The following is a 25,898-nucleotide window of genomic DNA, read 5'->3' on the forward strand; positions in this document are numbered from 1 at the left end:
TCGTATTTTTGTATATGTGTGTCGAGAACCAACCCGTGTTAGGGCAAAAGTCTTTAATGCAAGGCTGCGGGATTTGTTTTCTTTCCCTAAATGCGGCTTGGGTTGGTGAGTGTTGTGGGCTACAAAAGCACTTCTTTGAATTATCAGAGAGCTGAGGCTATGGGGAGGGAGAAAATCTCGAGGCTTTTAATGCGTTTCTCAGTGCCTGCCATAATTGCCAGCGAGGGCGAAGCCTTTTATGAGTTGTTTGATGCAGTCTGGTGTGGGCGTATCGGCACGGAAGCGCTTGCCGCTTTGACGGTTGCTGGGCCATTGATGATGATATATAGGGCAATAGGCACTGGAATAGCCATTGGAAGCGCTTCCTTAGTTGCTCGACGTCTTGGAGCTGGAAAAAAGAACGAAGTTGACGAGGCTGTATGTAACAGCATAACCCTCTTTTTTATTGTAAGCGGTTTGGCAACCATCATCTGTTTAGCGAGTTTAGGGTTCTTGATAAGGCTTTTCGGTGCGACAGAAGCTGTTTTCCCCTACGCTTACAGTTACATGTTTATTGAAACATGTTCCATGCCTGTGGACTTCTTTTTGGTTGTTGTTGCGGAACTTGTGAGGGCACAGGGAAGCCCAACCATTGCAAGTGGAGGGTTGATTTTGGCAAACATAGCTGACCTCATTTGGAGCCCGATCCTAGTTTTTGGGGTTAGGCCTTTCCCAGCTTTGGGAATTGCAGGCGCGGCGCTTGGAACACTTATAGGACGTGCAATAGGATTGGCCCTTCTAACTCCTTATTTGGCGTTTAAATCTATATACAAGTTTAAGCTCGCCTATTTCAGGCTCCATTACAGGACTGTTGCAGATATTTACAGTGTTGGGGTATCCAGCATTTTAAGAATGATCGCCATTTCTATATCTCAAATGTTGGCGAATATTGCAGCGTCCTCTTTCGGAACCGTTCCGTTGGCTGTTCTTGGCGTCCTTTTCAGAATTAACAGACTAAACTTTGCATTTTGCATAGGTTTAAGTCAAGCTGTCGTGCCGCTTGTGGGTTACAATTATGGAGCACAAAAGCTGGAGCGTGTTCGCGAAATCGTGGTTAAAGCTGTATTATCCGGCGTTGTATGGGGGATAATATGGTATGTTGTAGTCACGCTTTTCCCGGTTCAAACGTTGTTGCTCTTCACCACGGACATCAAATTCCTCGGTATAGGGGTATCAGCGCTACAAATTTTCGGAATATCCTTTCTAACAATGTCAGAAATAATAATAAGCGCCTTTTTCCAGGGAATAGGCAAGGCAACTTCAGCTCTAATTGTAGCGTCAGCTCGCCAATTCATCTTTCTGACACCATGCCTTATCATACTGCCCTACACGTTTGGCCTAAACGGACTGTGGTTAGCATATCCAGTAGCGGGAATACTTGCACTCGCATTAGGTTTAACTCTGACGGCCATCACATTTAAAAAACTAAAAACTAAACAAAGTCTCTAAGTTTCACTTCGCCATGGCTTTTCTAACTTTTTCAAGCATTTCATTAAGCTTTTTCTCGTCAGACTCGATCTTGCGGAACAGTGGTTTAGCTTCGGCTATTTTGTGGCCTATTGGCAAAGGTTTAAGAGCTTCCTCCCACTTTTGTTGGTGGACACTGCCCGGCAAGTTTAGGGTTTTCCAAAGCTTGTCAGCTGTAAATGGAATTATTGGAGATGAAACTATTGCTAAAGCTTTAACAAACTGGGCAGCCACGTACATGGTTGTCGCGGCCTTGGCTTTATCGCGTTTTATTAGGTTCCAAGGCTCCTTTTCGTTGAGGTATTGATTTCCAAGCCTTCCTATGCTGATAACTCCGTTTGCCGCGGACTGAAGCTTACAAGCTTCAAAATCGCCTGCGATCTCGTTTACAAGTTCTTTAAGGCTTTTGAGCGCTTGCTCGTCCTCCGCACCCAACGCACCGTGTTCCGGGATTTGACTGTTGAAGTGCTTGTTTATGAATGATAGCGTGCGGTGGACAAAGTTTCCGAGAGTGTCGTTTAGATCTGCATTGATTTTTTCCGCGAAAATTTCCCATGAAAAATTTGAGTCTTTTGTTTCTGGACGTGTAGCAATCAAGAAGTAGCGCCAGTAATCTGGCGGGAAAAGTTCCAAGGCTTCATCTATCCATATGCCAATCCTTAGGCTTTTTGATGCTTTTTCGCCTTTGAACTGAAGAAACTCAGTGGCAGAAATGTTCCATGGTAAATTATAGTCTTCATGGGAAGCCATTAGCAAGGCTGGCAAAATTATGGTGTGAAAGGGTATATTGTCTTTCCCAATGAAGTAGAGGGTTTTCGCGTTCTTGTCAAACCAGTAAGCTTTCCAACCCTCTGGATCTCCGCGTTTTCTGAAGTATTCTATAGTGGCGGAAATATAGCCCAAAACCGCTTCAACCCAGACATAAATTGTCTTGCCCTCGGCACCGGGAAACGGGGCTGGAATTCCCCAGTTGACATCACGAGTGACAGCCCTCGGCTTTAAGCCTTCCTTTATAACGTTTAGGCTAAAGTTTTTGGCGTTGGCTGGCAATTGCTTGTTCTCGCTTAAATATCGCGCTAGTTTGTCCGTGAACTTGGCAAGGTCAAAATACCAGTGTTTCGTTTTTTTGACAACAGGTTTGCCCTTGCAGATCACGCAATAAGGCTCTACAAGAATTGTAGGTTCAAGCAGTCTTCCACAAGCATCACATTGGTCTCCACGTGCCGGTGTATGTCCACAGTAGGGACATTTGCCTTCGACAAATCGGTCAGGTAGAAAACGCTTGCATTTCTCGCAGTAAAGCATCTCAGTTTCCTGGGTAAAGATGTAACCGTTATTGTAAATCTTCATCAAATGCTGCTGAACAAATTCCTTGTGCACCGGGCTTTCGGTGCGCGTGTAGTTGTCGAAGGATATACCCCACTTCTTAAAAAGCTCCACTACTCGCGCGTGGTTTTTGTCCGTTAAGTCTTTTGGTTTCACACCAAGCCTTATGGCTTCAACTTCGATGGGTGTTCCATGCTCATCAGAACCGCTTACCATTACAACATCTTCGCCCTTCAATCGATAGTAGCGGGCGACAGCATCCGCTGATAGTACAGAACCAACTAGGTTACCGATATGTGGGGTCACGTTTATGTATGGCCAGGCAGACGTAACTAAAACTTTTCCGAGCGCCACACACCCCCAGCTTTAAGAGGCTGATAAACCCAATAGGAAGAATTTGCAGAACATGCTTAAAAATTAAATGGGGAAAATTAAGGATTATTTACCCTGTTTTCTCTAACGCCTCTTCAAAAACCACCCTTGGTCTCCGCACAGAAAGGAATATGGTTGCCGCCAGAATTATTGTACAAACAATCACAAGCACCACTTGAATCGTTAGAAGAGTCAGCATCTTATCCCAATCGCTGATGGCCATGGGTTGGGCAACACTTCTAATATAGATTGGCACTTGACGCGAGTAGTGGTAAGGCGGCTTATCCACATTGACGGTTATATAAATTTGTGCTCCATACATGGAAATTGCAGCTCTGCCATCGCTAGGCACGTTGAACGGCCTGCTGTAGATTTTAACTCCGCCATTTTTGAGGAGAGTTTCACCAATAATGATGGTGTCATTGCCTTCCCATTTTTCGCCGGTATAGGCGAACCATGGGTATTCAACGGTTATATTGTACAAGATTAGGTCCACATCAGCCCTGTCGTTTCGAACGACGATTGTAAGTTTACCGTTTTCTCCTGGATCATAGAATGACTTGTCTGTCCAAGCGTAAATGTTGACTGTTGTCGGCTGCGCGTAGGTTGATGCGGAGGAGAAGATCATCAACATCATCGTTAAGGCTGCCGCAAGCAAAATTGCATTCTTCATTATGATCACTAACCCATAATGTTTCAACACCATTTTATTTAAGAGTTGTTGCGTCTAAGATCAGACAGTATAATTTCACGCAAAATCCTTGTTACAGCTTCTATTGAAGCGCTGGTTCTAAAGCCTTTTGGAGTAAAATGGGTTAACAGAGATTCAAAGCCTTCCTTTCTCAAAGCTTCAACAACAGCTTTAACCGAGGGCACTGGTAAGCGCATTTTGTCACATATTCGATCTAAGACGTAATAAGTTGGCGGGGCATAGCATTCACCTTTCACGAGCGCCAGAATTTTTTTGATTCGCTTTTTCGACTTGAAAAATCTTTTATCAACCTCTAATTCCATCAAACTACAAAAGTTTTCGTCAGCTATTTCTCCAAGCCACATAGGCCCAGCATAGTCCATTTCTGAACCGCAGTTTGGGCATTCATCATTACATCCTAACAAAGTGTTTTTGTATATGGTTTCTCTATGGAAACAGTTGAAACAATGGAGAATGTAACCCAGCTTTTTTAGGCTTTCATCTGCCTTTTGCGCTCCATGCGTTAAGGCGACGTAAACGCGTACATAATGGTCTGTACTGTAGCTGAAAAGCGGTGTCACGCCAATTTCATGTTTCGCCGCTATGATTGCAGCATTTCCCAAGACAAGTCTTAAAGCTATTTCGTGACAGTATTCTGTACGGAGAGGTTTACCGTCATACTTGCGTATGCATGCTTTAGGATGTACACCGCATAGAGGTGCCATGTCCGTTGCTGTTAAGGCCAACATCCCGCCGTTGCGGGTTGCTCTGACAGCGGAATCCATGAAAGGTGTCGGAGAGCCGAAGGGGTCCACGTCTACGACGTCAAACCTTTTATATGGTGCGCTGTGCTTAGCTAGAAGAAGGTTTGCATCCATGTTTGTGACGGTTACACGTTCGCCAAGCCTATTCAGTTCCACATTGTATTTTGCCAGCAAGTAAGCCTTTTTGTTTATATCATTTATCAAAACTTTCCTTACTCCTTCAACTTCCAGGGCGAAGCGTATGCCCCTCACGCCGCAGCCTGCCAAAGGCTCACATACAAAGATTTTCCTGCCAACAGTTTGCTGGTATGCTTGTAGGGCTAGAACTGCGATGTCACGGTTCAACTCCATAACCGGATTGTAGAAGACCGGAGCCTTTGAGGGAGCATATTCACCGGGTTCTTCCACGAAAGCAGAAAGTTTTGGAACACGCACTTGAACCTGGCCTTCTTTTACGATTTCAGTTGGAAAGTCTATTTCGTTTTTCCGGTTTTTCATGTCTTTGCTATGCCCCATTCCATTAGGGCGGAGTGAATCATCTGGGAGGCTATAGCCGCCAATATAACTGACATTATGCGACTTGCAGCTTGAACGCCATTGTTACCTATTGCTGAAACAAGCAGAGGCGCAAAACGCAGCGTCAAGTAAACACCAACAGCTGCAATTAGGCCGCCTATCAGAACGTTGATTATGGCATAAGTGCTTGACAAAACAATTAAAGTAGTCATTGTTCCTGGTCCGACGAGAAGCGGTGTAGCCAACGGTACAACCGCCACCTGCCTTATGTCTATGGCTTTTGACCTTGACATTCCGCCAAGCATGTCTATAGCGAGAATAAGCAACAGTATCCCGCCGCCGAACCGGAAGTTTGTAACGGAAATTTCGAGGGCGTTCAATATGAGAGGCCCAAATAATGTGAAGGTTAACAGCAATGCTATGACAATCATTGTTGTTGTGCCTATTATTTTGAGCCTTTCATCATGCCTAAGTCTGCCTGTATAAATGAGAAATGTTGGAACTGCACTTATCGGGTTCATTATTGTAAAAAGTTGAATAGACACATTTAAGATTCCAGCCGGGTCTATTTGAATCCATTCCTTCAATCCGCCAACGGTAAGGCGGAAAGAAGTTAGAAAAACAAGCAAAACTAAAATAAGCATCAAGGCTAGCCTAAAGACTTTGCCATGCTTGCGGGCTATCCACTCGCTCAGCTGTCTTTCAAAGGATGAAACCAAACCCTCATGTTCCCTTTCGCCACTCATTATGCTTTAAACCCAACCACCAGCATAGCTCAGCTGTTAAATGTTTCCGAAAGTGTAGATATTAGACTTCTGGTTCAGCTGCACCATTACAAAATTCTAGCATCGTTAAAAAATTCTTAAAGAGTGCATTTACAACGAGAGGTGCCCTAAAAGATTCTTAAGCTTTAAGTCTCTTTGGCCATAATACGAGCAAAAGAGGCGAAAAATTTGCAGAAACGTGTGCTTCTATTAACAGGCAGGCCAGGTGTTGGAAAAACAACACTAATGCTGAAAGTTATCGACATATTGAAATCCAGAGGCTACAGTGTCGGCGGAATGATAAGTCGTGAAGTTCGAAAAGCTGGAACCCGCATAGGCTTTGAAATCCTAGATTTGGCTAGTAGCAGACGGGGATGGCTTGCTCATGTAAACCAGAAAACAGGCCCTCAAGTGAGCAGGTACCGCGTAAACATTGCCGATCTGGACAGTGTGGGCGTTGAGGCTATTTTAAAGGCTGTAAGGGAATGTAACATCATCGCCATAGATGAAATCGGGCCTATGGAGCTTTTCTCAGAAAAATTTAGAAAAGCAGTTCAAGAAGCTGTTGAAAGCGGCAAACTTGTGGCCGGAGTGATTCACTGGAAAGCCCGAGACAAACTCGTTGAAACTATAAAAGCACGTCAAGATACAGAGATATTCACAGTTACTTTCGAGAATCGCGATAAACTGCATCAAAAGGTTGTAGACAAGGCTTTACAGTTTTTGGCAGTTAGTTATACTTAAGAACTTGCATCTTTTTGTTTGCTTGCCTCTTTGCTTTTTGTATGCTAACAGTTAATTTATACAATAGGCTTAAAGCTACCTAATATCTTCTTAGGTTGTAAAAAAGGAGAAGTTAAATGTCCAGGCGTTTTCCTTTGGTTTCAAGGTTAAGTTTTTTGGCAATTACAGAAACTATGATTATGATTATCCCAGCTATCAGAGGCATTATGGCTAGAGCTTCGCCTAGGCCTACATAGCCTGCTATAACCCCAACGATTATTGTACCAAAGAAGGCTATGAGACTCGCTAAAATTTGCATGAAACTTTCCATTGATCCTCTTATGCTTGTTGGAATAAGTTCAGCATACCACGTACGTGAAGTGTCACATATTCCGTTCAGTCCCCACAGGTATATCCAGAAAGTTACCGCAAAAAATACTATTATGGGTAATTTTTCTCCAACTCCTAGAATCGATGGTGTTCGCCAACTTAGCGATCCGCCAATAATGCATAACACAGCACATAGGATTAAAGTGTTTAACCTACCAACACGGTCGGACACCATTCCTAAGACCGCACGTGCTATTACGCCGTTGATAGTGCATGTTACTTCTACAATCCCGATTAAGGCTGTACTAAATGCTAGCACTGTACTTTGAAAAGTCGCAAGAAATGGAAGCACTATAAACATTAGCCCAAACCATCCACTAATCGAGAGCAAAAGCGCCAGTACAAACTTTGCGCGAACTTCAGGACTTAAAAACTTTTTAAGAGGAACTCTCTCCTCCCTTTTTACTTTTCCTTCCGCAATAAGTTTTTGTCGCTCTTGCCAAAGAGACGATTCCCTTAGAAGAAGGACGCCCAAAATTGCGACTACTAGATCGAAGATGCACACGTAAGCAAAGAAAACATGCCAAGTAAATCCGTAGATTCCGGCTAGTATAAGCATTATACTTATGTTTAAAGTACCGATCACCGACATCGCCGACGCTCGACCCACTATTGTTTGTCTCCTCTCCGGAGGCACCTCTTCTGGTAACCATGTATAAAATGCTACTGTGGATAGACACGCAAAGAAGCCTGAGAGAATTCTAGCCGCGTAAAACCATTGAAAGTTAGGCGCGACAAGATATAATAAATATGCAAGTGCAGCGAGAAAGTTTCCAAGAACGAACCCCTTTTTTCGACCTATGTAATCTATAAGAGGCCCTGAAATGAAGGCAGAAACGAACATTCCAAGGTAGATACCGCTTATAAGAAAGCCGACTTCAGGCATGGAGATTTTCCAGAAAGCGATCAGTAAAGGCATTGTTATAGCAATGACCATCTCGTCCATAGCATCCGACCAACTACCCAATCCGCCAACCACTGCAAGCCGCTTGTAAGAAAAGCTTTTACCACTCATGGTAATACCTAGATTTGTTGTAATTTCCCCATTTTTTAAAAAATTTTCGAAAAATTTAAAAGAGTTCACGTAAAGTTGCAAAAATTGTAGATCAGGATCTAACTTCGCTTTATGTACACAGTGTAAGCATAAGTCACCTATTACCTATTTTGAGCTAGTTTCATTTGTCTTGAATTCATATCTTATCTTACCGTCCTCTCTCACTATCTTAAAAGAGAAGTATGGGTTAACCTCTGGATCTTTGACAACACTCCATAACCTGTAAAGCTGTGGAAGGAATATCTGGAAGTTCATGATCTCCTTTTGACAGTGAGGAGCCCATACGTTAAGTAGTCTTTCTTTCGATTCTGCCTCTGTAGGAAACGCTGTAGACCTTCCTCTTACACCAAAGTCTGTTTTTTCCCATTGGTGAACCCTATAACCCACAGGTGGAGCATCCTCCTCAACTTTCTCTCCTGTAATACTTATTGCAGCGGCGACTACAACATGATCAAATACTATTATTGATTTTATGTGTTCTGGGAGATTTTTCACATCCTCCCATCTAATGCAGGGTCTAATCAGCGTTCCATCCGACCAAACCTGTGGTGCCACATGTATAGCACCAATTGCCGCGTTATGCTTAGGTTTCTTAACCCAGTAAAACTCCTTATGCTCTTCAGGGTGCCAAAGAGCGAAACCTTTTTCCATATTACACCACCACCAATTCAACATTTTTGATGTTACTCCATCTAGACTCCAGTCCACATGAACACGGCATTCATCATCTGTCCATACTATCATACACTCACCCCCTATAACATTAACAAGAGGACATAACCAAAAATCTTATTTTATAAAAATTGCTATAACAACCGTTGTTGTGGCTATTCCCATATGAACTTTACAAAATAACAATATTGCCAAAAATTTATTAGGGGAAAGATAATAAATTTCCCATCGGTAATTTCAATGTCACACATAATAAAAATTGATCTTGATAAATGTATATCTTGTCAAATATGTGTGAAGGCATGTTGGGAAGATGTTATTAGATGGGATGAACTAAGAAAGGTTCCTGTTGTTATGTATCCAGAAGACTGCCTCGTATGCGGTTTATGCGAAGTTCTTTGCCCATCAAAATGTATAGAAGTTGTCCCCGATTGGCAAAGTAAAAAGTGGCCTAAAGAATTATCCAGTGGTGTAACATCCTAACTATAGTCAATGGTGAGTGAAATTGAGTTTCACCGAACCTTTTGAGAAGACTATTTCCACAGACGTCCTTGTCGTAGGAGGTGGAATAGCTGGGCTAACTGCTGCCATTGCAGCTAAAGAGACAGCACCTGAACTCGATGTGCTTGTAGTAGATAGAGCAACTGGAAGTGCGGGATGGGCTGGTAAAGCTCCACGCACGGCAGGTCACTTCACATTTGTAACACCTGAAGACGATCCTGAGGATTTCATTAAATACATAGTATGTAACATAGGTTGCTTTCTAAACGACCAGATATTGCTCCGAGAGTACGCGTACGCCACTAGAAAGCTTATAGAGCAACTTGATTTATGGGGTGTAACAATCATTAGAAGACCTGACGGTAAAGTTCAGTATAATAAGATAGGCCCATTTCCATGGGGAACAACTCTAGCAGACCTCGACATGTGCGCCCGAATGGCTGCTTATGCAAAGAGGTTAGGTATTAAGTTCCTTGACAAAGTTTTTGTTGCAGATCTTATCAGCAGTGATGGGCATGTTACAGGCGCTGTAGGCTTTAGCTTACTTGACGGAACATTCTATGTTTTTAGGGCAAGAGCGACGGTTCTAGCTTGCGGAAATCAAAATTATGGATTGATGCCTCTGTGGAATGGTAAGGGAATCGGCATACTTGCGGCGTATAAAGTTGGCGTGGAGATGAGAAATGCTGAGTTTGGAAATTATGGTGGAGGGTTTCTAAACGCTGATATGCCTCAATCAGGTGATTGGCTCGTCACGGGGCAGGATTTCCTATATAATGCTAAAGGGGAATATTTAACACCAAAATATCGACCTGGCCCACGTCCAGACTCCGATCCAGAAGCATATCTTGCTTGGTATAGAGAAACAACAGCTGGAAATGGTCCAATATATGTAGACGTATTAACCTCTATATCAGATAATCAAAGAAAATTTTTCTTCGCGTTACCTGGGGCACGTCCCTTGGCAGATGCATTCTGGAAAAACCTGATCATGAAAACCATGGTTGTAAGAAAGGATCCTCAGGCGAAACTTGTCAGAGTGGTGCACGCATTTCAAGGGGAGATTTCTTGCCTTAAAGTGAATACTTACTACAGTACGAACCTCCCGGGGCTTTTCGCGGTTGGCGATATAAGTTTTGGAGGTTCGGCGTTATACGGGGCCGTTCCGTCACCACCAGGTCGAATTAAGGGTAGCGGCCTAATGAATGCAGTTTTTTCAGGGGTGAAGGGGGGATCATCAGCAGCAGTTTACGCTGCAGCCTTAAAAGCTGCTAAAATTGAGCCTGAAGTCAATTATTCACAAGTTAAGGAACTTAAGGATAGAATTCTCACACCATTGAGCAGAGAAAATGGAATACCACCGTTTGAGGTTATATATAAGGTTCAGGAGGTTATCTATCCGCTTGACTACAGTATTATAAAAAGCGGGGATAGGTTAAAGGAGGCATTAGACAAGGTCATTGTCATACGCGAAGAGTTAGACCGAATGAAAGCCGAAGATTACCATGAACTTTGTAATTGTATGTTTGCTGAAAGTATGGTTTTATGCGCAGAAATGTTCTACAGAGCTTCATTAATGAGAACAGAAAGCAGAGGATTTCATTATCGGGAAGACTATCCAAAATCAGATAATAAGAACTGGCTAAAATGGATAGTCATCAAAAAAGAAGGAGAAGCGATGAAACTTTATACTGAGCCTGTTCCAATAGAAAAATATCCATATAAGCCCCTAGAAGAATAACAACATACTTAAAGTTGGTTTTCTACCGTTTAGCAACGTTTAACAGCATGTCTTAGCCCATGGTTATATAGGTAGACGAAGGTTTCGTAGATGATGGTTGCTGGTGTTGATGATGCTGGACGTGGCTCTGTTATAGGGTCGCTAGTTATTGCTGGAATCCTAATAGACAACGGAGACATGCCCAAACTTGTCCAATTAGGTGTGAAAGACTCGAAGCTTCTTTCGCCGGGCAGAAGGGAAACTCTAGCCGTCGAGATAAAGCGTATAGCCAAAAAACACGTTATTGTAAAGCTTTCCCCGGCGGAAATTGACAAAGTTGTTGAAAGAGGCAGAAAGCTTCATAGGCTTAACTGGTTGGAAGCGCAGGCCATGGCTAAAGTAATAGAGCTTCTCCAACCGGACGTAGCCTACGTGGATGCTTCAGACGTTTTGGAGGAACGCTTTAAACAGCAAATCATGGAGTTTCTGCCCTTTAAGATTGAAATTATTTCAGAGCATAAGGCGGACCGCAAATACCCGGTGGTTTCAGCTGCCTCTATAATAGCCAAGGTGGAACGTGACCGCGAAATAGTTGAGTTGAAAGCTAAATATGGCGATTTTGGATGCGGCTATCCCACAGACCCCAAGACAATCGAGTTTCTACACCGCTGCCTCAAAACCTTTAAAGAGTATCCGGATTTTGTTAGAAAAAGCTGGAAACCGGCTAAAAAGGTAAAAAGCGAAAGCAACTCAAAGCAGGCAAGACTTTTTTAAAGGTTACACAATTCTTCTGGGCTTTTTATTTTTGATATTTCCTTGCTGTCGACACATGGAATATCCTTGTCTAGCTGTGGTTTCTGTCCGTTGGTTACAAGAACGGGATGAGCTTGAACAACCTTGCTCAGGCTTAAAATTTCTTCAACCCTACGGGTTAACTTTGTGTCTTGGCAGTCCGCTACTCCGCCGATTATTTTCACATTTTCCTCCGGAACCGTAACCACAAAGTCAAAGGGTGCCCTCTTGACGGCCACAATATTGCAGCCAGCAAGTTTCTTGAAAATTCTTTGGACGAGTTTGTTCCGCGTGAATATTTGCTTAGCCCTCGTTTTAAAAGGCTTCTGGTGGTTTTTAGGAGCCTCAAAAATGTTGACTGGTTTCGCTATGGGAACCCCTAAAGTGCGGAGCAGATTGTAGGCTGCCGTCACAGAGGCCTTTGCCATGCCTCTCTCGTAACCATAAAGTGTCCTTCTTGAAATTCCTATTTTTTCAGCTATCTCGCCGACGGACAAGCCTAACTCCTGCCTCCGCCTTTTAATGGCTTCACCGTCTATTTCTACATAGTATCCACCCGGCCCAGCTTGAATTAGTGGGTATATGCCCCGTAAAACAATATTTTCAAAGGTTTTAGGCGTCACAGCCAAAACATTGTATCGTGAATAAACAGTGTCATCTTCTAACGGTTTGTCACGAGTTTTCTCGCTTATAAAAAGCGACGTCGCCGAAACATGTTCTGCTATCATCCGCAACTCCAAAGAATCATACAGCGAAATACATCCAATGTCCTGCTGCACTTTCACGAAAACTAGGGATTCCCTTTTTCTGGCAGCTATGTCAAAACAGCTTGGCCTAGAGCAACATCTCTGAGAGACGGTGAAACCGCCATCCTTCAGTATGGCTTCCGCCGCCTTTATTTCCTCCGTCTCCCTATAAGTCATCGGAAATTTCACAAAAATATTCAAAGGCAGCCTTGGATATAAGCATATACATTTAAGGCTTAGTTTCTATATTTTGCCACTATCATGGCGTGGGCCTTGTCGAAGGGTTCTAGGTGAACGATGTCTTCTATCGTGAAGCCCCTAGTTTCCAAAATCTTCAGCTCCCTCTTGTAAACTTCAGACGGCTCCTTTGTCACGTCTATGCTTTGGGCTTTCACAGCCAACATTATCCAGCCGCCGCTCTTGAGATGTATATCAGCGTTGTCCGCTAGAATTTTCGCTTGTTCAGGCTGGGCTATGTCACAGTAAATGTCATCCACTTTGCCGCGAATAAAAAGGGCATATCTCTCTGGGAAACGGGCATCCTCCAGTATGGGCGTCATATTTGGTCGATATGGGCAAACATTGTTGATGAGCTCTCTTAGGGCTCTAGCTGCAAACTCTACACAGTAAACGTGGCCCTTTTCGCCCACTATATCAGAGATATGGCTGGCTGTTGTGCCTGAAGCCGCACCTAAATAAAGCACTTGATGGTCTGGCTTTATGGGAACTGCTTTAACGCCTTTTAGAATGGCGGCTGCCAACTTGCTTCTAAACGGATCCCAGAGACGATATTCAACGCCTTCAAAGCGTACAAGCTTTTCGCCGTAAACTGTTCGGCCGGGTGCAAGATTTCGAGTAGCAAGTCTTTCGGTTCCATCGTCCAAAGCGACAACATATATTTGCGAGAAACTAGGGTGAGGTTTAACCTGCATGTCTCCGCTTCCACCGTTTCTTCTCATGTTTAGGTTTAGGCTTCTCTGGGGCCTTTGGCGGCGGCTCAGCGTACTTTTGGCGAATCTCCTCAACTCGCTTTTCAAGGTCAGCTTTCAACTCTTCTCCAATGTATCTTCCTCCGAAAACGTCTGTCCGAGCGGCTATAGCAAGTTTTCCAGCCAGAGCCCTTGCAATTTTGCCCCTCTGCCACTTTTTCGCCTCATGCAAATATGGATGCTGAAAGATTATCCCATGCTTAGGCGGCTTTGTTCCAGTTTTAAGCGAGCGGAACAGGGCTTTTTCCGCGCCAAGCACTTGAAGTGTGCTGGCCGGCATTTTAGCCAGATTTATCAGGCCACCAGCCAAAGCTATGAGCCGTGCACCTAGAAGCGCTCCCGTCAAAGCTTTTATGTTTGGAGCAACCTCCTCCATGGCGGTGTCGATGTATTTTTCCATAGCCTCTCTTAAATTATATAAGCCTAGCACTGTCCGGCTTAAAGCTTGTACTTGGGCCAGATCCTCTTCTGAAAGGTCTGCGCCCATTGAAGATTTGGCTACATTAGCTATTTGTTCAACTTTCTGCTTTGGCAAACCCTCTTTTTCAAGTTTTTCTATGGTGAAGCCCTCGCGTTTTCCAATGTTTACGACTAGACGGGCGTATGTTTCGTGTTTCTCTAGAAGACGGTCAAGCTCTGGGAAATGGATGCCATACCATTCTCGGACACGACTCATGAAAAGGTTTATAGTCTTATCCAAGTCATCTAATGTTTGAATGGCTTGAGCGATCAGCAAATCCCTTTTTTCAACAGCTCCTTTAACTTTTAGTTTTGCAAGTTCCATAGAGACACTGTGCATCCAACGCTGAAACTCATCATAATCCTTAACGAAGCCTATTTCAATCGCGAAGCCTTCAATGTTTGAACGTAAAAGCTGGCCAGCATCCGAAACTTTTGAAAACTCTGTTGAAACCGCAAATTTCTCCTTAACTTCAGCTGCCAAAGCAGAGTTTTCAAAAACAAAGGCGTCATACCCACCGCTTTTCAAGTGGGTTATCAAATCTGCAATCTCTTTAACAACTTTTCCAGATTCGATCTCCAAGAGGACTTTAGCCGCTTCTTCAGGTTTTTTAGGAAAAACAGAATGGGCTACAAGCTTGTTTTCCTCATTGAAAGCCAAAACTCCGAACAAGGTTGGAATTACCGTTGCTTTCATCACATTCTCCTCAATTTCTTGTGATAGTATCTACTAGGCTTGCATAAATAAAGAATTCTGAACATATTAATATTGCAGACGTAACCTATTTCCTTATCCGGCGGATCTCGAAGACCACAGGGTTTTCAGGGTCTGGACATGCAGTGTAAAGTATATCTCTGTCTTTTATCCATGGAAACTCTGCACCATAGCGCATGGCGTAAACTCTTGGAAACAAAATTAGAAGCGCACCATAACACACGTCACCTTTAACGGATCTCCCGTCAAAGATTATTTTGTCGCCCACTTTGTGCCCAAAAGCACATTTCCCAGTTTGACTTTTTACAGTAACCTCTACAACAGACATTAAACACGCCCCACTTCCTATAGGTGACTAAACGTTTATAGAACTTTCTCGGCTACCCATGAAACTTAAACGAAAGTTTATCTTTTGAAAAAGATAACCATAACAGAAAGTTATGGTGTGGAAAAGCCTTTGAAAAGCGGACGTTTGAGAGTTGAATTGGCGGGTTTAAGCCTTAAAAACCCCATCATGCTGGCTTCTGGAATTTTAGGGTATTCAGCTGAAACTCTTAAAGGCATTGTTGAAGGCGGTGCAGGAGCCGTGGTAACAAAGTCTGTTGGCTTAAAGCCTAGAAGTGGCTACGCGAATCCAACAGTGGTTCAAGTTACATACGGCTTGATAAATGCCATGGGGCTTCCAAACCCCGGGATAGATGAGTTTACACAAGACATTAGGGAAGCCAAAGCTGTCTTAAAAGTCCCCCTAATAGTGAGCGTTTATGGATTCACGGCTGAAGAATATGCGGTTGTAGCTGAAAAAGCGGTGAAAGCCGGAGCAGACGCCATAGAGCTTAACGTTTCATGCCCTCATGTCAGGGAGACCGGTGCAGAAATTGGACAAAATCCCGGAGTTTTAGCTGAAGTTGTGAGAAAAGTTAAGAGCGCTGTGAATAAGCCTGTTATTGCTAAACTTTCACCCAACGTTACGGACATAGCAGAAATAGCTGAAGCCGCTGTTAAAGCCGGGGCGGACGCGATAACTGCCATAAACACGGTTAAGGCTATGGCTATAGACGCTGAAACAGCAAAACCTATGCTTGGAAACAAGAGGGGCGGCTTGTCGGGTCCAGCTATAAAACCCATCGCAGTTCGATGCGTCTACGACATCTATGAAAGAGTGAAAGTTCCCATAATTGGATGCGGCGGCATAACCAGCTGGCGGGACGCTGTGGAGTTCATACTTGCCGGAGCCTCAGCCGTCCAAATTGGAACAGCCATAGCTCTAAAAGGACCAAAAATTTTCAAGTCCATAGCCTCGGGGATAAACGCCTACCTAAAAAGGAAAAGTTTACAGAGCGTGAAAGAAATTGTCGGCTTGGCTCACCGCAATTAACAAGCACAGGATAACCCGCATACTAAACGTGGAAAACGTCAGCCCAACAGTGAAAACCTTTACTTTCATGGATAGATTGTGCGCCAAAGCAAAACCCGGACAATTTTTAATGCTATGGGTTCCTGGAGTGGATGAAATTCCACTAAGCATTTTTGATGCAGACCGTGAAAAGGCGATAGTTTCAGTTGCTGTTAAACGGGTTGGCGAGGCAACTCAAGCGTTGCACAGTATGAAAGTAGGCGGCTGGATAGGGGTGCGTGGACCCTTTGGGAACAGTTTCACGCATAAAAAGGGTGAAACCCTACTGGTTGGAGGCGGTGTCGGCATAGCTCCGCTAACTTTTCTAGCCAAAGAGTTAATTAACCAAAAAACTTCAAAAACTGTGGCGATTGTAGGCGCCAAGACAAAAGAAGAGCTTATTTTCCTAGATAGGTTGAGGGAGCTTTGCGGAGAAGAAAACGTTCTAGCAGCCACTGAGGATGGAAGCTATGGTGTGAAAGGCTTGGCTTCAGATCTTGCGAAGTCGATGATGGAAAGAGAAAAGTTTAATGTGGTTTATGCTTGTGGTCCGGAGCTGATGACGCGGGCAGTTTTAGACCTTGCTGAAAGGTTTGGCGTTTATGCTGAGGCAAGCCTTGAAAGGCTTATACGGTGCGCCATTGGCATTTGCGGAAGCTGTGTCATAGGTAGTTTCCGCGTCTGCAGAGATGGCCCGGTTTTCAACATAAACCAGTTGAAAACTGTTAAAAGCGAATTCGGCGTCTGGAAACGAGACTTCAACGGAAAAAGGACACCAGTTTAAGGCATTAAATATAAAAGGAGCATTAGCTGGGTGCCTATAACACCTCTTCATGCGTCGGCTTTCATTTTCCTATACTTTAAGGATAAACAACGAATAGATCCTTTGGCTCTAGCGGTTTCAACAACCTTCGTAGACCTTGAACCACTCTACTATGCTATTTTAGGCGAACCCTTAGATCATAGAATTTTGCACGGGTTCACCCTCGCCTTAACTCTATACCCAATCCTTGTCACCATCGTAGTCTACATGGTTGAGAGACTTTTCGAGAAAAAGTTATGGGGCATATATACTTGGTTAAGGCTTAAACCGGTTAAAGCACGGTACCCGCTAGGAACCATATACTTGTTAAGTCTTTTCGGCGGTTTCAGCCACATATTTCTAGACATGTTCACACATCCGGAAATGCTTTGGGTGTTATACCCCTTCGCCAATGGAAACCCATTCTACTTGTGGCAAGCATCCATAATTGTAGAAGTTGCAGTAGTAGTGCTTTCTTTATACTCGTTGAGGTGTTGGCTAAAAAACTAGAGAGGGGCATCCGATTTTAACCGTCGCAAAACCCGTAGATTTTTACTGTTTATGGGCTGTGTTAATTTCAAAAAGGTTATATTTTGCTTGGGTTATTTTGTTGTGTTTGCGGGTGTGTTGTGATGAAAGGTGACCGCCAAATTAGAAGCTAATCTTAATACGCTGCTAGGCATGGATTACCGCCCGCTTGAAATTGAAAAAGAAATCCGTGAGTTCTGGGAGAAAAATCGCATACAGGAGAAGCTAACTGAACATCGTGAAAAAAGCAACGTGGGTGTCTTAGGATGGGTTGAGGGCCCGCCAACGTTGAACGGCATACCCCACGTGGGTCACGCTAGAGGCCGTGTAATGAAAGACTTATGGTTCCGATGGAAGACTATGCAGGGCTTCTTCGTGCCTTTCTGGGCGGGCTGGGACTGTCAAGGCTTACCGGTGGAGCTTGAAGTAGAAAAGCTGCTGGGCGTACGCACAAAAAAGGAACTGCTAGAGCGGGTTGGCGAAGAACGCTTCGTAGAAGAATGCAAGAAAACCATTATGCGTTACCATAAAGAGTGGGTGGAAGCCGACCGCAAACTCGGCATGTTTATAGACCAGAAAAAAGCTTACTGGACCTATTTAGACAATTATATAGAGCGAGAATGGCAGTACCTCAAACGCGCCTGGGAGCAAGGCCTCCTAGAAGAAGGCTACTACGTGGTGGCTTATTGTCCCGGCTGCCAGACAAGCCTAAGCAGCGCCGAAGTTGGGTATGAAGGCTCATATGTGGAGGTGGAAGATCCATCTCTATACTTCAAATTTAGAGTAGCCGACAAACCAGACGAGTATTTCCTAGCTTGGACAACGATGCCCTTCACAGTTGTAACGGACTTAATGTTGGCGGTGCATCCTGAAGCTGAATACGCCAAAGTTCAGGTTGACAGCGAGAAATGGATAATGGCGAGGCAGCGCGTTGAACCTGTGATGCAGGAGCTTGGCATAAAAGACTACAGCATAGTCGAAATAGTTCCGGGTAAAAGCCTTGAAGGTGTAAAATATGATTATCCATTTAAGGATTTGATTCCGAAGCAAGCGGAGCTGGATAGGCATCCGCTAGTGCATCGGATTGTCTGCGAAGAATTCGTGGATATAAACACCGCTACTGGCGTTGTGCACCTTTCGCCTGGCAACGGTGAAGAGGATTTCGTCGCCGCTCAAAAGCGGGGTGTTCCAGTTTTCGCCCCCTTTGATGACGAGGTAAAGTTCACCAGCGAAGCAGGCTTCTTCCAAGGCGTTTTTGCAAGAGACGCTGATGGCATGGTTATTGAGGAACTGCGCAAAAGAGGACTGCTCGTTAAAGCCGACAAGATAAGGCATGAATATCCAACCTGCTGGCGATCCCACCACAAGCTGGTTTGGCTTGCCAGACGTGAATACTTCTTAAGAACAGACCGCATAAACGACAAGGTTGTGGCCGCAGCGGAGAAAGTCGAATACTTCTTCGAAGCCCCGAAAAACCGCTTCCTCTCCTTCCTAAAGGAAGGAAAACCATGGTGCATTTCGAGAGAACGTGTTTGGGGCGCCCCATTGCCCATATGGGTTTGCGAAAAATGTGGAGCAAAAACGTTCGTAGCAAGCAAAAAGGAGCTTGTTGAAAAGGCCTTGGAAAAGCCTCCGCCAAACTTTGAGCTCCACAAACCATGGATAGACCGTATAAAGATAAAGTGCGAAAAATGTGGAGGCATCATGCACCGTGAGCCCTTCGTCCTAGACACGTGGCACAATAGCGGCGCATCACCCTATGCAAGGTTCACGGATGAAGAGTTCGCCAAATACGTGCCAGTGGCCTTCCTCACAGAGGGTATAGATCAAACTCGAGGGTGGGCAAACTCGCTGCTGCTGGAGCATGTTATATTGACTGGAAGGGCGGAAGCTCCCTACAAGGCTTTCCTTTTCCAAGGGTTAACTCAAGACGCTAGGGGTAGGAAGATGAGCAAAAGCTTAGGTAACATAATAGAGGTGAACAAGCTTCTGGAGAAGGCTTCAGCTGATGTCTGCAGGTTCTACATGCTAAGGAAATGCTCGCCTATAGACTTCATGAACTTCGACCTAAATGAGATGAACCGCCGCCCCTACCAAGTGCTTGCAACCCTATACCACTTGAACAGGTTCTTTGTGCAAAACGCTGAATATGACAACTTCAACCCGCAAAATCACACGTTGGACTGGGCGAAAACCAATGACTTACTTAAAAAACCAGATTTCTGGCTGCTCTCGAAACTTCAGGAAATTATAAGTGACTACACGGCGAATTTGGAGAAATGCGAATTTAATACAGCGCTTGCGAAACTCGAAGAATTTGTTGTGGAAACTGTGAGCCGCCTATACGTGCCAATGATAAGAAAGGAGCTTTGGACAGATGATCCTGAAACTCTAAACCGCAGATTGGCCATATACGCAACTTTATGGCACGTGCTAAAAACAACAATACTAATGTTCAACCCGGTGACACCATTCCTATGCGAGGCGCTATACCAGAAAATCTACAGGCGCCTCGACCCAACATTGCCAGAATCCGTAAACTTCGAAAGCTGGCCGGAGCCCAGCAAAAGCCTCCGCAACAAGGCCTTAGAAGAAGAGTTCGAGATAATGTTGGAATGTGTTTCACTGGTCTATTCCGCACGTCAATCAGCTAAAATCAAGCGGAGATGGCCCTTGAGGAAAATGTTGATCGTCGCCAGTGAAAAAGTCTTTAAAGCCCTCAAAAGCCTAAACGATATCTTGCTGGAGCTTACCAACGTGAAAGAAGCAGAATGCGCGCAGGAACTCCCGGAAAGCGTTAAAGCTGAAGTTGACGCGGGAAGATTTATTGAAGCCTCTGAAAAAGGTATAAACGTGTACTTGGACGTTTACAGGGACGAGATGCTTCTAGGTGAAGGCCTCATGCGCGACATAGCCAGAAGAGTCCAATCCCTAAGAAAGGAGTTAGGCTATGTGCCAACAGACATCCTTGAAACCGTCCACGTAGCTGGATTAGACGAAGAAAGCATAAGGCTTCTGAAGCCTTACGTTAACGAAATGAGAGAACTCGTCCGCGCCAAAAAAGTTCAACTTTATACAAACCAAAACAATGTCGAAGCCAAATGGCATGAATATCCCTTAGATGACAAGAAAGTTTACATTGCCATATCTTAAGCTCTGAAAATAATAAAGAATATCTGGAGGTAAGCACGTTGGAGCGAAAAGAAAAAATTAAAATCACATTTAAATCTGGTATAACCATAACATGTGAAATACGCTTCAATGAAAACCCGAAAACAGCTGAAGCCTTAATAAGAGCTTTACCTTTCGAGGCAAGAGCCGAGTTCTGGGGCAAAGAAATCTACTTCGCTGCGCCATTCAAAGTTGGCTTAGAAAAGGCTAAGGAAATTGTGGACTATGGTGACGTAGCCTACTGGCCTGAAGGACCGGCCCTATGCCTTTTCTTCGGACCAACTCTGTCGAGTCCAAATCCAAACATAATAAAGCCTTATAGCCCGGTGAACGTGATAGGCAAGATCCTTGAAGATCCGAAAATCCTTGAAAAAGTGGAAGAAGGCGAAAAACTAAAAGTAGAAAATGCTTAGATGCATTTATGCTTTTAACTGTTTTATGACCGTCTCCAAGGCTTTTGCCACATTCTCAATCTTGCTTTGAAGCCTTGCGAGTTTTTCTTGAAGTTCAGCCTTCTCTTTCCGTTCTTTTTCCAGTTCAAGTTTAAGCTTCTCCACTTCCCCTTTTAGAGGGGCTTCAGCTTCCTCAGCAATGAAAGATAAAACTTTCTCGCCGCGCACCAGCATTTCATAGGTTTCCCTTACAAGTTTTCCAGCCTCGGTTTTCCCGATTAAATGAGAGCGTATTGTCTGTTCGCCTCTTCCAAGTTCGTCAGCTATCCTTGGAACCGTCATGCCAGCCTTCTCTCTAGCAATGGCTCCAGCCGCCACAGCCAGCGAATCTATCCATGTTATTCTGTCTTTAGAGTCTGCGCTACGCATTTTCTCGATAACATCCTGCCTAGAAACCGTTCCAAGCAGAAGGACTGCCTCGAGTTTTTGAATGTCCTCTCTGCCCAAGGGTTTTAGGGGAATCTCAACTTCACTCATGAGCTTTCACATCCTCCCTCGAAAAAACCTCTTGGGGTTATCCTGATAACTCTATCCGGGTAAACTGTTATGCCCTTGCTTGTTATGTCGAAGGGATGCCTCCTCATAGAATGGCTTGTGCCGCGCATCTTCCAAATAATTATCGAGCGTTTGAGTTCCCCTTGAAACTCGTCTAAGTCAAGTCGGATAATGCCATCGGCGGCATGCTCAACACCCGGACCGCCAAAACCTCGATCTGTAACGCTAACTTGAGAGATAAGGAAGCTTGTGCAGCCTAAACCAGCCAAAACCTTCTTTATCAGCATGATAGTGGATCTTGCCAGCGCCGGTTTAGTCATGTAAAGCGTTGAGACAGAGTCTATGACAACCCGTTGGGCGTTCAAGTCGGTGATCGCCTGTCGAATAATATCCAAAAAACTTGGAACATCATCGGGATCCTTAGCAACATAACGTTCTCTTTTTGCCGCTTCACCAATGCCCGAAGTGAAAGCGTCTACAATGGCAAACTTGCCCTCCTGCTCGTACTTCCTAGGATCCCATCCGAAACGGTCCATGTTAATCCTAACTTGGACAGGATGCTCCTCCAAAGTCACCAATACGCCGGGCTCCCCAAGCCTAAACCCAGCGTATAGAAACTGCTGGCCAAAAATGGATTTGCCAGTGCCTGGACCGCCAGACAAAAGGACAACGTTTCTCCTAGGCAAGCCTCCATTCAATATCTCGTTCATTCCGGGAATCCCAACATCAACACGGTCACTCATCCAAAAACCCCCAATAACTAGATTATGATTTTATAATAGCATTAAGCATCACAGCATTGAATTTCACTTCTATAAAAGCTTTTCGCATGTTCTTTAAGCACTTAACACAGTAAAGGCTTAAAAATAGTCCATCCAAAAATGGACGGTGATAAAGGAACCCTCCTCTTCGCCGACAAAGATGATAAGGGGCATACTCCCGAGCCAACATGACACCAGAAAGCCTAAATCCAAAGCAGAATTCCCTATTAAAGGCGGATGGGCCGGTAGTTCAGCTGGCATGAACGCCCGACTCGCACTCGGGAGGTCGCGGGTTCAAATCCCGCCCGGTCCACTGCGAAAACCCCGAGGGGGTTTCCGCGCTTCCCCCTTTCTCTTTTCCGGTTTGATTTAAAGCTATTTTCTGATTTACAGAAGCAGAAGCGGACATATCGATTGGACAAAATACACAGTTTACTTGCCATGTCCCTAAACGGTAAAATAGTGGAATTTCGCTTTAGATTCACAAGTGACTTTAGCATAACCTATGAGGGCGCATTGTTTGATGACTTCAAAGTCTACTCATAAAACAAAAATTGCAATAATATTCCTAGTTGGATATCTAACAAATCTCTTAATTCTTTTTCTCGAGGTTTCCATTCAAAAAGCAGGCTATTACGGTATAATGAGCGCATCGTTTATTGCGTTACTCTTAGGATTTATTTCTTATCATTATATATGTTCATTGAATGCCAAAAATTTTGAGATAGATTTGAAGATGATGTTTCCATTTCAACGTTTACCGCGTCTATTCATTTACCTTTTTCTAAACAAATCCGCGCATAGCTACCGCTTATCTCTGCAACAACCACTTTTCAAAACAATCTCAATCAACATAACCAGAACATCCATCATGCACCAGGAAGTTGCGGGCTCAAATCTTATGGTGTTGATTTTGATTCCGATTCTAATTCATAATTTTTATAAAATTTTGACTTTAAACTAAAAATTTTACAAATATTTATTCTGAATTCATAGAGTTTAAATGTAAATCACAGATTTGAATAGTGAATCAGCACGTTAGGATGTTCATTATGGCTAAGACAGACAATAACAGAAAAGAAACATCTGAAATAGCAAAACCGGAATGGGAAGAAGAGAAAATAGAAGAGAGCAAAGAGAAGGAAGAGATCGAAAAGTTAAAACTTAACGTTGAAAAGCTTTCTGAAGAGCTTAATACCGCTGTGGCTGAGCTTAAAAGGTCAATAATTGACATAAGGTCGGCTGTGAGTGAAATCGAGAATCCCTTCAACCTTCTGCGGGTAGTCACAAGCGAGAAAGATTTGAAAAAACTAAACCATGAGAGACTCCCTCCAGGCGTTAAGTCGCTGGTAATCGGGAAACCAAAAGAGAAGCTTGAGGAGAAAGGGGAAGAAGAAAAAGTTTCTCTATCGACAGCCATCCCTACTCCCAAAACTGAAATGTCAAAAGTTGAAGAGGTAAAGGAAGAACCTAAAGCCGAAAGAGAGACGGAAGTAGAAGAGCGTCGCTTAAAAGCGGAGCGTTTCCCGCGTGGAACAGCCTATCTAAGTTGGGTTTGGTCCCTTTTGGATGTTGGGTTCACGCCAGAAGATGTAAGGCAGCTCTCGCAGTCTTATGAACATTTAGGCTTTCTGCCAGAAGGCCGAAGTGAACAAATTTATTCTTTAGCCATTGCCGCTGAAAAAGCCAAGTCTAAAGGTCTAACCAAAAAGGAATTACTTCTCAACATGTATAAAGCGTCCATACTTTCTGGACTAAGCATAGATGTGGAAGACATAAAACGGCTCATAGCTATGGCTGAAGGAAGAAAAATCAAAGCAAAAATGGATAAAAGGGTTGAGTGATGGGTTTCTCTCTGACGCTTTCCCATATCATAATGGTTATTGCTTCTGTATGTTTGGCAAGTGTTTTTTCTGCCTACGCGTTCTATACTGGAAACCTTGTTCAAAACGAGTTGGCACAGAACGTTAACAACTATAAAGCCATGGTCAACATTAAACTGGAAATAGTCTACGCCACCGTAAACACCACTACGACACCATCACACTTTGTTATATACGCAAAAAACACTGGAAATCTGCCCATGAGCGACTTCACTTTTCTAGATGTCTATGTAGGAGGGTATGGAAAAGCCCAGTTCTTCAAATACAACGCTACAGCAGGACCTGGAAGTGGACAGTTCAAGCTGTTAACCGCTGATGGAGACAACTATTGGGAGCCACGGGAAACCGCAGTTATAATAGCTTATCCCACAAGCGATATTGAAGGCGTGATCTTTGAGGCTAAAATTGTGCCGTCAAAAGGTATAGGTAGCAGCTACCTCTTCCCTGCACCGCCATCATGAGGAGGCGGAAGCCTACATGGGTTTTTCCGTGACCATAACTTCCTCAATCGTCCTAATAGCTATCTTCGCATTGGCAGTGTCTCTTTTAATAACAACATTCCAAGGACTAAGAGACATGTCGCATGTTGCTGAAGAATACATAAGCCGAGAAAAGGAAAAACTCAATGTTGCCTTACAATTGGAAGTCTACCCCATAAACGCTACAGCGTGTAACGTAACGGTAAGAAACATAGGCTCTCAAACAGTGTTCTTTGAAGATCAATCAGGCTTCAAATGGAACACTATAATTGTCTCCTATGGAAACAGTTCATTCTGGACAACTTATCAGATTGAAGATTACGTCATATCTGAGGTTAGGGTTTCTGGAACGGACTACAGTTTTACGCCGAGAAGTCATCCCTATATAGAAGCTGGAGAGGAAGCCTACATTGTGTTTAACATTCCAGAAGGTGCTCCGGAAATCCCAATTAACGGTTTAGTTTCTGTGGTTTTTGTCTCCCATTATGGAGCTATAGCCAAAGCAGAGGCGGTAAGAAAACAATGAAGGTTATAAGTTTGGGAATAGCCGAGCTTGACCGAGATCTTGGCGGCGGGCTTCCTCATCCAAGTCTTATATCCATTGAAGGAGAATATGGCTCAGGCAAAACTATTTTCGTCCAGCAAATAGCAAAAGCAATGCTGAACGTTGGGCTTCGAGTATACATTATATCAAGCGAGGCGACAGTCAAAGAATACTTATCCATGATGAGGTCGGTAAGGCTTGACGCTGATGACCATTACCTTTCTGGTCAACTCAACATATATCCATTACATATCGAGGGGGGAAGATGGAACGATTTCTTAAGCTCTTTCTTTCTCAAAGTGACGGCGAATTTCCTTGAACTGAAAAAAGCTTTGTATGATGCTGTAATCATCGACAGCCTTAGCGTTTTAACTGTGAACACGCCGCCTTCAGAATTTCTAACTTTCATCACAAGAATGAAAAACCTTGTTTCAGACGATAAAACGGTGGTTACAACATTCCATCCGGATTTTCTTTCGGAAGAAAACATTATGAAGTTGAGGGCAAGCTCAGACGTATACCTAATGTTAAAAAACGCCAGCATTTCAGGACTCGACGTGAAAGTACTCCGAGTTGTAAAACTTTGGGGGGTTAGCGGTGAAAGAAAAAGCGCCATAACCCTCGAAATCAACCCTCAAATAGGTTTGAGAGTTATGCCCCTCAGCGGCGTAAAAGTTTAGGAAGTGG

General features: G+C 43.9%; 26 protein-coding genes and 1 tRNA gene. 15 read left to right on the forward strand and 12 right to left on the reverse strand.

All coding sequences use genetic code 11. From position 1 onward, the window contains the following. Positions 1–105: 105 nt before the first annotated feature. Entirely contained in the window at positions 106–1,488 is a 1,383-nt protein-coding gene (locus KEJ24_01785) for an MATE family efflux transporter (protein MBS7646557.1), read from the forward strand. A gap of 3 nt (positions 1,489–1,491) precedes the next feature. On the opposite strand, the gene KEJ24_01790 is transcribed toward KEJ24_01785, so the two are convergent. The 4 genes from KEJ24_01790 to KEJ24_01805 all read right to left on the reverse strand — a co-directional run bounded on the left by KEJ24_01790 (position 1,492) and on the right by KEJ24_01805 (position 5,921). Beyond that, a complete protein-coding gene (locus tag KEJ24_01790; GenBank protein MBS7646558.1) occupies positions 1,492–3,186 on the reverse strand; it encodes a methionine--tRNA ligase in 1,695 nt (564 codons plus the stop codon). Between the two features lie 88 nt (positions 3,187–3,274). Then, positions 3,275–3,877 carry a hypothetical protein gene (locus tag KEJ24_01795; GenBank protein MBS7646559.1) on the reverse strand — a complete coding sequence of 201 codons (603 nt, stop codon included), beginning with the start codon at positions 3,875–3,877 and terminating at the stop codon, positions 3,275–3,277. Between the two features lie 38 nt (positions 3,878–3,915). Continuing rightward, complete coding sequence (locus KEJ24_01800; GenBank protein MBS7646560.1) at positions 3,916–5,157, reverse strand: tRNA (guanine(10)-N(2))-dimethyltransferase; 1,242 nt, start codon at positions 5,155–5,157, stop codon at positions 3,916–3,918. After that, a complete protein-coding gene (locus KEJ24_01805; GenBank protein MBS7646561.1) occupies positions 5,154–5,921 on the reverse strand; it encodes a MarC family protein in 768 nt (255 codons plus the stop codon). The genes KEJ24_01800 and KEJ24_01805 overlap by 4 nt, the downstream gene beginning before the upstream one ends. Before the next feature lie 207 nt (positions 5,922–6,128). On the opposite strand from KEJ24_01805, the gene KEJ24_01810 reads away from it, so the two are divergent. After that, positions 6,129–6,683, forward strand: a complete 555-nt coding sequence (locus tag KEJ24_01810) for an NTPase (protein MBS7646562.1) — start codon at positions 6,129–6,131, stop codon at positions 6,681–6,683. A 112-nt stretch (positions 6,684–6,795) separates the two neighbouring features. On the opposite strand, the gene KEJ24_01815 is transcribed toward KEJ24_01810, so the two are convergent. Together KEJ24_01815 and KEJ24_01820 are read right to left on the reverse strand one after the other, a co-directional pair. Next, on the reverse strand, positions 6,796–8,067 hold the full coding sequence (locus KEJ24_01815; GenBank protein ID MBS7646563.1) for an MFS transporter: 1,272 nt from the start codon (positions 8,065–8,067) through the stop codon (positions 6,796–6,798). A 144-nt stretch (positions 8,068–8,211) separates the two neighbouring features. After that, positions 8,212–8,850 carry a hypothetical protein gene (locus KEJ24_01820; protein ID MBS7646564.1) on the reverse strand — a complete coding sequence of 213 codons (639 nt, stop codon included), beginning with the start codon at positions 8,848–8,850 and terminating at the stop codon, positions 8,212–8,214. A gap of 168 nt (positions 8,851–9,018) precedes the next feature. On the opposite strand from KEJ24_01820, the gene KEJ24_01825 reads away from it, so the two are divergent. The 3 genes from KEJ24_01825 (at position 9,019) to rnhB (ending at position 11,773) form a co-directional block, all read left to right on the forward strand. Beyond that, a complete protein-coding gene (locus tag KEJ24_01825; GenBank protein ID MBS7646565.1) occupies positions 9,019–9,261 on the forward strand; it encodes a ferredoxin family protein in 243 nt (80 codons plus the stop codon). A 22-nt stretch (positions 9,262–9,283) separates the two neighbouring features. Next, on the forward strand, positions 9,284–11,020 hold the full coding sequence (locus KEJ24_01830; protein MBS7646566.1) for an FAD-binding protein: 1,737 nt from the start codon (positions 9,284–9,286) through the stop codon (positions 11,018–11,020). A 93-nt stretch (positions 11,021–11,113) separates the two neighbouring features. Further along, entirely contained in the window at positions 11,114–11,773 is a 660-nt protein-coding gene (rnhB, locus tag KEJ24_01835) for a ribonuclease HII (GenBank protein MBS7646567.1), read from the forward strand. On the opposite strand, the gene KEJ24_01840 is transcribed toward rnhB, so the two are convergent. The 4 genes from KEJ24_01840 to KEJ24_01855 all read right to left on the reverse strand — a co-directional run bounded on the left by KEJ24_01840 (position 11,770) and on the right by KEJ24_01855 (position 15,028). After that, the gene (locus KEJ24_01840; protein MBS7646568.1) at positions 11,770–12,738 is read right to left on the reverse strand and encodes a helix-turn-helix domain-containing protein; all 969 of its coding nucleotides are present in this window, start codon (positions 12,736–12,738) and stop codon (positions 11,770–11,772) included. The two genes, rnhB and KEJ24_01840, sit on opposite strands and share 4 nt — an antisense overlap. A gap of 35 nt (positions 12,739–12,773) precedes the next feature. Continuing rightward, complete coding sequence (locus KEJ24_01845) at positions 12,774–13,469, reverse strand: fibrillarin-like rRNA/tRNA 2'-O-methyltransferase (protein MBS7646569.1); 696 nt, start codon at positions 13,467–13,469, stop codon at positions 12,774–12,776. Then, a complete protein-coding gene (locus KEJ24_01850; protein MBS7646570.1) occupies positions 13,459–14,685 on the reverse strand; it encodes a C/D box methylation guide ribonucleoprotein complex aNOP56 subunit in 1,227 nt (408 codons plus the stop codon). Before KEJ24_01850 ends, KEJ24_01845 begins: the two co-directional genes overlap by 11 nt. 82 nt (positions 14,686–14,767) lie before the next feature. Next, positions 14,768–15,028, reverse strand: a complete 261-nt coding sequence (locus tag KEJ24_01855) for a TIGR04076 family protein (GenBank protein MBS7646571.1) — start codon at positions 15,026–15,028, stop codon at positions 14,768–14,770. Positions 15,029–15,157: 129 nt separating this feature from the next. On the opposite strand from KEJ24_01855, the gene KEJ24_01860 reads away from it, so the two are divergent. The 5 genes from KEJ24_01860 to KEJ24_01880 all read left to right on the forward strand — a co-directional run bounded on the left by KEJ24_01860 (position 15,158) and on the right by KEJ24_01880 (position 21,010). Next, positions 15,158–16,078, forward strand: a complete 921-nt coding sequence (locus KEJ24_01860) for a dihydroorotate dehydrogenase (GenBank protein ID MBS7646572.1) — start codon at positions 15,158–15,160, stop codon at positions 16,076–16,078. After that, on the forward strand, positions 16,053–16,880 hold the full coding sequence (locus tag KEJ24_01865) for a dihydroorotate dehydrogenase electron transfer subunit (protein MBS7646573.1): 828 nt from the start codon (positions 16,053–16,055) through the stop codon (positions 16,878–16,880). Before KEJ24_01860 ends, KEJ24_01865 begins: the two co-directional genes overlap by 26 nt. A gap of 30 nt (positions 16,881–16,910) precedes the next feature. Next, a complete protein-coding gene (locus KEJ24_01870) occupies positions 16,911–17,408 on the forward strand; it encodes a DUF4184 family protein (protein MBS7646574.1) in 498 nt (165 codons plus the stop codon). 129 nt (positions 17,409–17,537) lie between these two features. After that, complete coding sequence (locus KEJ24_01875; GenBank protein MBS7646575.1) at positions 17,538–20,579, forward strand: isoleucine--tRNA ligase; 3,042 nt, start codon at positions 17,538–17,540, stop codon at positions 20,577–20,579. A gap of 56 nt (positions 20,580–20,635) precedes the next feature. After that, positions 20,636–21,010 (forward strand): hypothetical protein, encoded by a 375-nt coding sequence (locus KEJ24_01880; GenBank protein ID MBS7646576.1) that lies wholly within the window; start codon positions 20,636–20,638, stop codon positions 21,008–21,010. A 6-nt stretch (positions 21,011–21,016) separates the two neighbouring features. Here KEJ24_01880 and KEJ24_01885 read toward each other — a convergent pair whose 3' ends face one another. Together KEJ24_01885 and KEJ24_01890 are read right to left on the reverse strand one after the other, a co-directional pair. Then, positions 21,017–21,526 carry a transcriptional regulator gene (locus tag KEJ24_01885; protein ID MBS7646577.1) on the reverse strand — a complete coding sequence of 170 codons (510 nt, stop codon included), beginning with the start codon at positions 21,524–21,526 and terminating at the stop codon, positions 21,017–21,019. Beyond that, positions 21,523–22,287 carry a KaiC domain-containing protein gene (locus KEJ24_01890; GenBank protein ID MBS7646578.1) on the reverse strand — a complete coding sequence of 255 codons (765 nt, stop codon included), beginning with the start codon at positions 22,285–22,287 and terminating at the stop codon, positions 21,523–21,525. The genes KEJ24_01885 and KEJ24_01890 overlap by 4 nt, the downstream gene beginning before the upstream one ends. 257 nt (positions 22,288–22,544) lie before the next feature. Between KEJ24_01890 and KEJ24_01895 the strand changes: the two genes are divergently transcribed. From KEJ24_01895 to KEJ24_01915, 5 genes are all read left to right on the forward strand, one after another. Then, positions 22,545–22,618: transfer RNA gene (locus KEJ24_01895), tRNA-Ala, on the forward strand. Between the two features lie 739 nt (positions 22,619–23,357). Further along, positions 23,358–24,149: a hypothetical protein gene (locus KEJ24_01900; GenBank protein ID MBS7646579.1), complete on the forward strand. Its 792-nt coding sequence runs from the start codon at positions 23,358–23,360 to the stop codon at positions 24,147–24,149. Continuing rightward, complete coding sequence (locus tag KEJ24_01905; GenBank protein MBS7646580.1) at positions 24,149–24,649, forward strand: hypothetical protein; 501 nt, start codon at positions 24,149–24,151, stop codon at positions 24,647–24,649. The genes KEJ24_01900 and KEJ24_01905 overlap by 1 nt, the downstream gene beginning before the upstream one ends. A 16-nt stretch (positions 24,650–24,665) precedes the next feature. Further along, positions 24,666–25,193 carry a hypothetical protein gene (locus KEJ24_01910; protein ID MBS7646581.1) on the forward strand — a complete coding sequence of 176 codons (528 nt, stop codon included), beginning with the start codon at positions 24,666–24,668 and terminating at the stop codon, positions 25,191–25,193. After that, complete coding sequence (locus KEJ24_01915; GenBank protein ID MBS7646582.1) at positions 25,190–25,891, forward strand: hypothetical protein; 702 nt, start codon at positions 25,190–25,192, stop codon at positions 25,889–25,891. Before KEJ24_01910 ends, KEJ24_01915 begins: the two co-directional genes overlap by 4 nt. Positions 25,892–25,898 lie beyond the last annotated feature (7 nt).

This window comes from Candidatus Bathyarchaeota archaeon (assembly GCA_018396705.1).
Lineage (GTDB): Archaea > Thermoproteota > Bathyarchaeia > Bathyarchaeales > Bathycorpusculaceae > DRVP01.

Coding starts and splice junctions, on each gene's coding strand:
- KEJ24_01795 (MBS7646559.1), bottom strand. CDS start 3,877: ATGAAGAATGCAATTTTGCTTGCGGCAGCCTTAACGATGATGTTGATG.
- KEJ24_01800 (MBS7646560.1), bottom strand. CDS start 5,157: ATGAAAAACCGGAAAAACGAAATAGACTTTCCAACTGAAATCGTAAAA.
- KEJ24_01805 (MBS7646561.1), bottom strand. CDS start 5,921: ATGAGTGGCGAAAGGGAACATGAGGGTTTGGTTTCATCCTTTGAAAGA.
- KEJ24_01815 (MBS7646563.1), bottom strand. CDS start 8,067: ATGAGTGGTAAAAGCTTTTCTTACAAGCGGCTTGCAGTGGTTGGCGGA.
- KEJ24_01820 (MBS7646564.1), bottom strand. CDS start 8,850: ATGATAGTATGGACAGATGATGAATGCCGTGTTCATGTGGACTGGAGT.
- KEJ24_01825 (MBS7646565.1), top strand. CDS start 9,019: ATGTCACACATAATAAAAATTGATCTTGATAAATGTATATCTTGTCAA.
- rnhB (MBS7646567.1), top strand. CDS start 11,114: ATGGTTGCTGGTGTTGATGATGCTGGACGTGGCTCTGTTATAGGGTCG.
- KEJ24_01845 (MBS7646569.1), bottom strand. CDS start 13,469: ATGCAGGTTAAACCTCACCCTAGTTTCTCGCAAATATATGTTGTCGCT.
- KEJ24_01855 (MBS7646571.1), bottom strand. CDS start 15,028: ATGTCTGTTGTAGAGGTTACTGTAAAAAGTCAAACTGGGAAATGTGCT.
- KEJ24_01885 (MBS7646577.1), bottom strand. CDS start 21,526: ATGAGTGAAGTTGAGATTCCCCTAAAACCCTTGGGCAGAGAGGACATT.
- KEJ24_01890 (MBS7646578.1), bottom strand. CDS start 22,287: ATGAGTGACCGTGTTGATGTTGGGATTCCCGGAATGAACGAGATATTG.
- KEJ24_01900 (MBS7646579.1), top strand. CDS start 23,358: ATGGCTAAGACAGACAATAACAGAAAAGAAACATCTGAAATAGCAAAA.
- KEJ24_01905 (MBS7646580.1), top strand. CDS start 24,149: ATGGGTTTCTCTCTGACGCTTTCCCATATCATAATGGTTATTGCTTCT.
- KEJ24_01910 (MBS7646581.1), top strand. CDS start 24,666: ATGGGTTTTTCCGTGACCATAACTTCCTCAATCGTCCTAATAGCTATC.
- KEJ24_01915 (MBS7646582.1), top strand. CDS start 25,190: ATGAAGGTTATAAGTTTGGGAATAGCCGAGCTTGACCGAGATCTTGGC.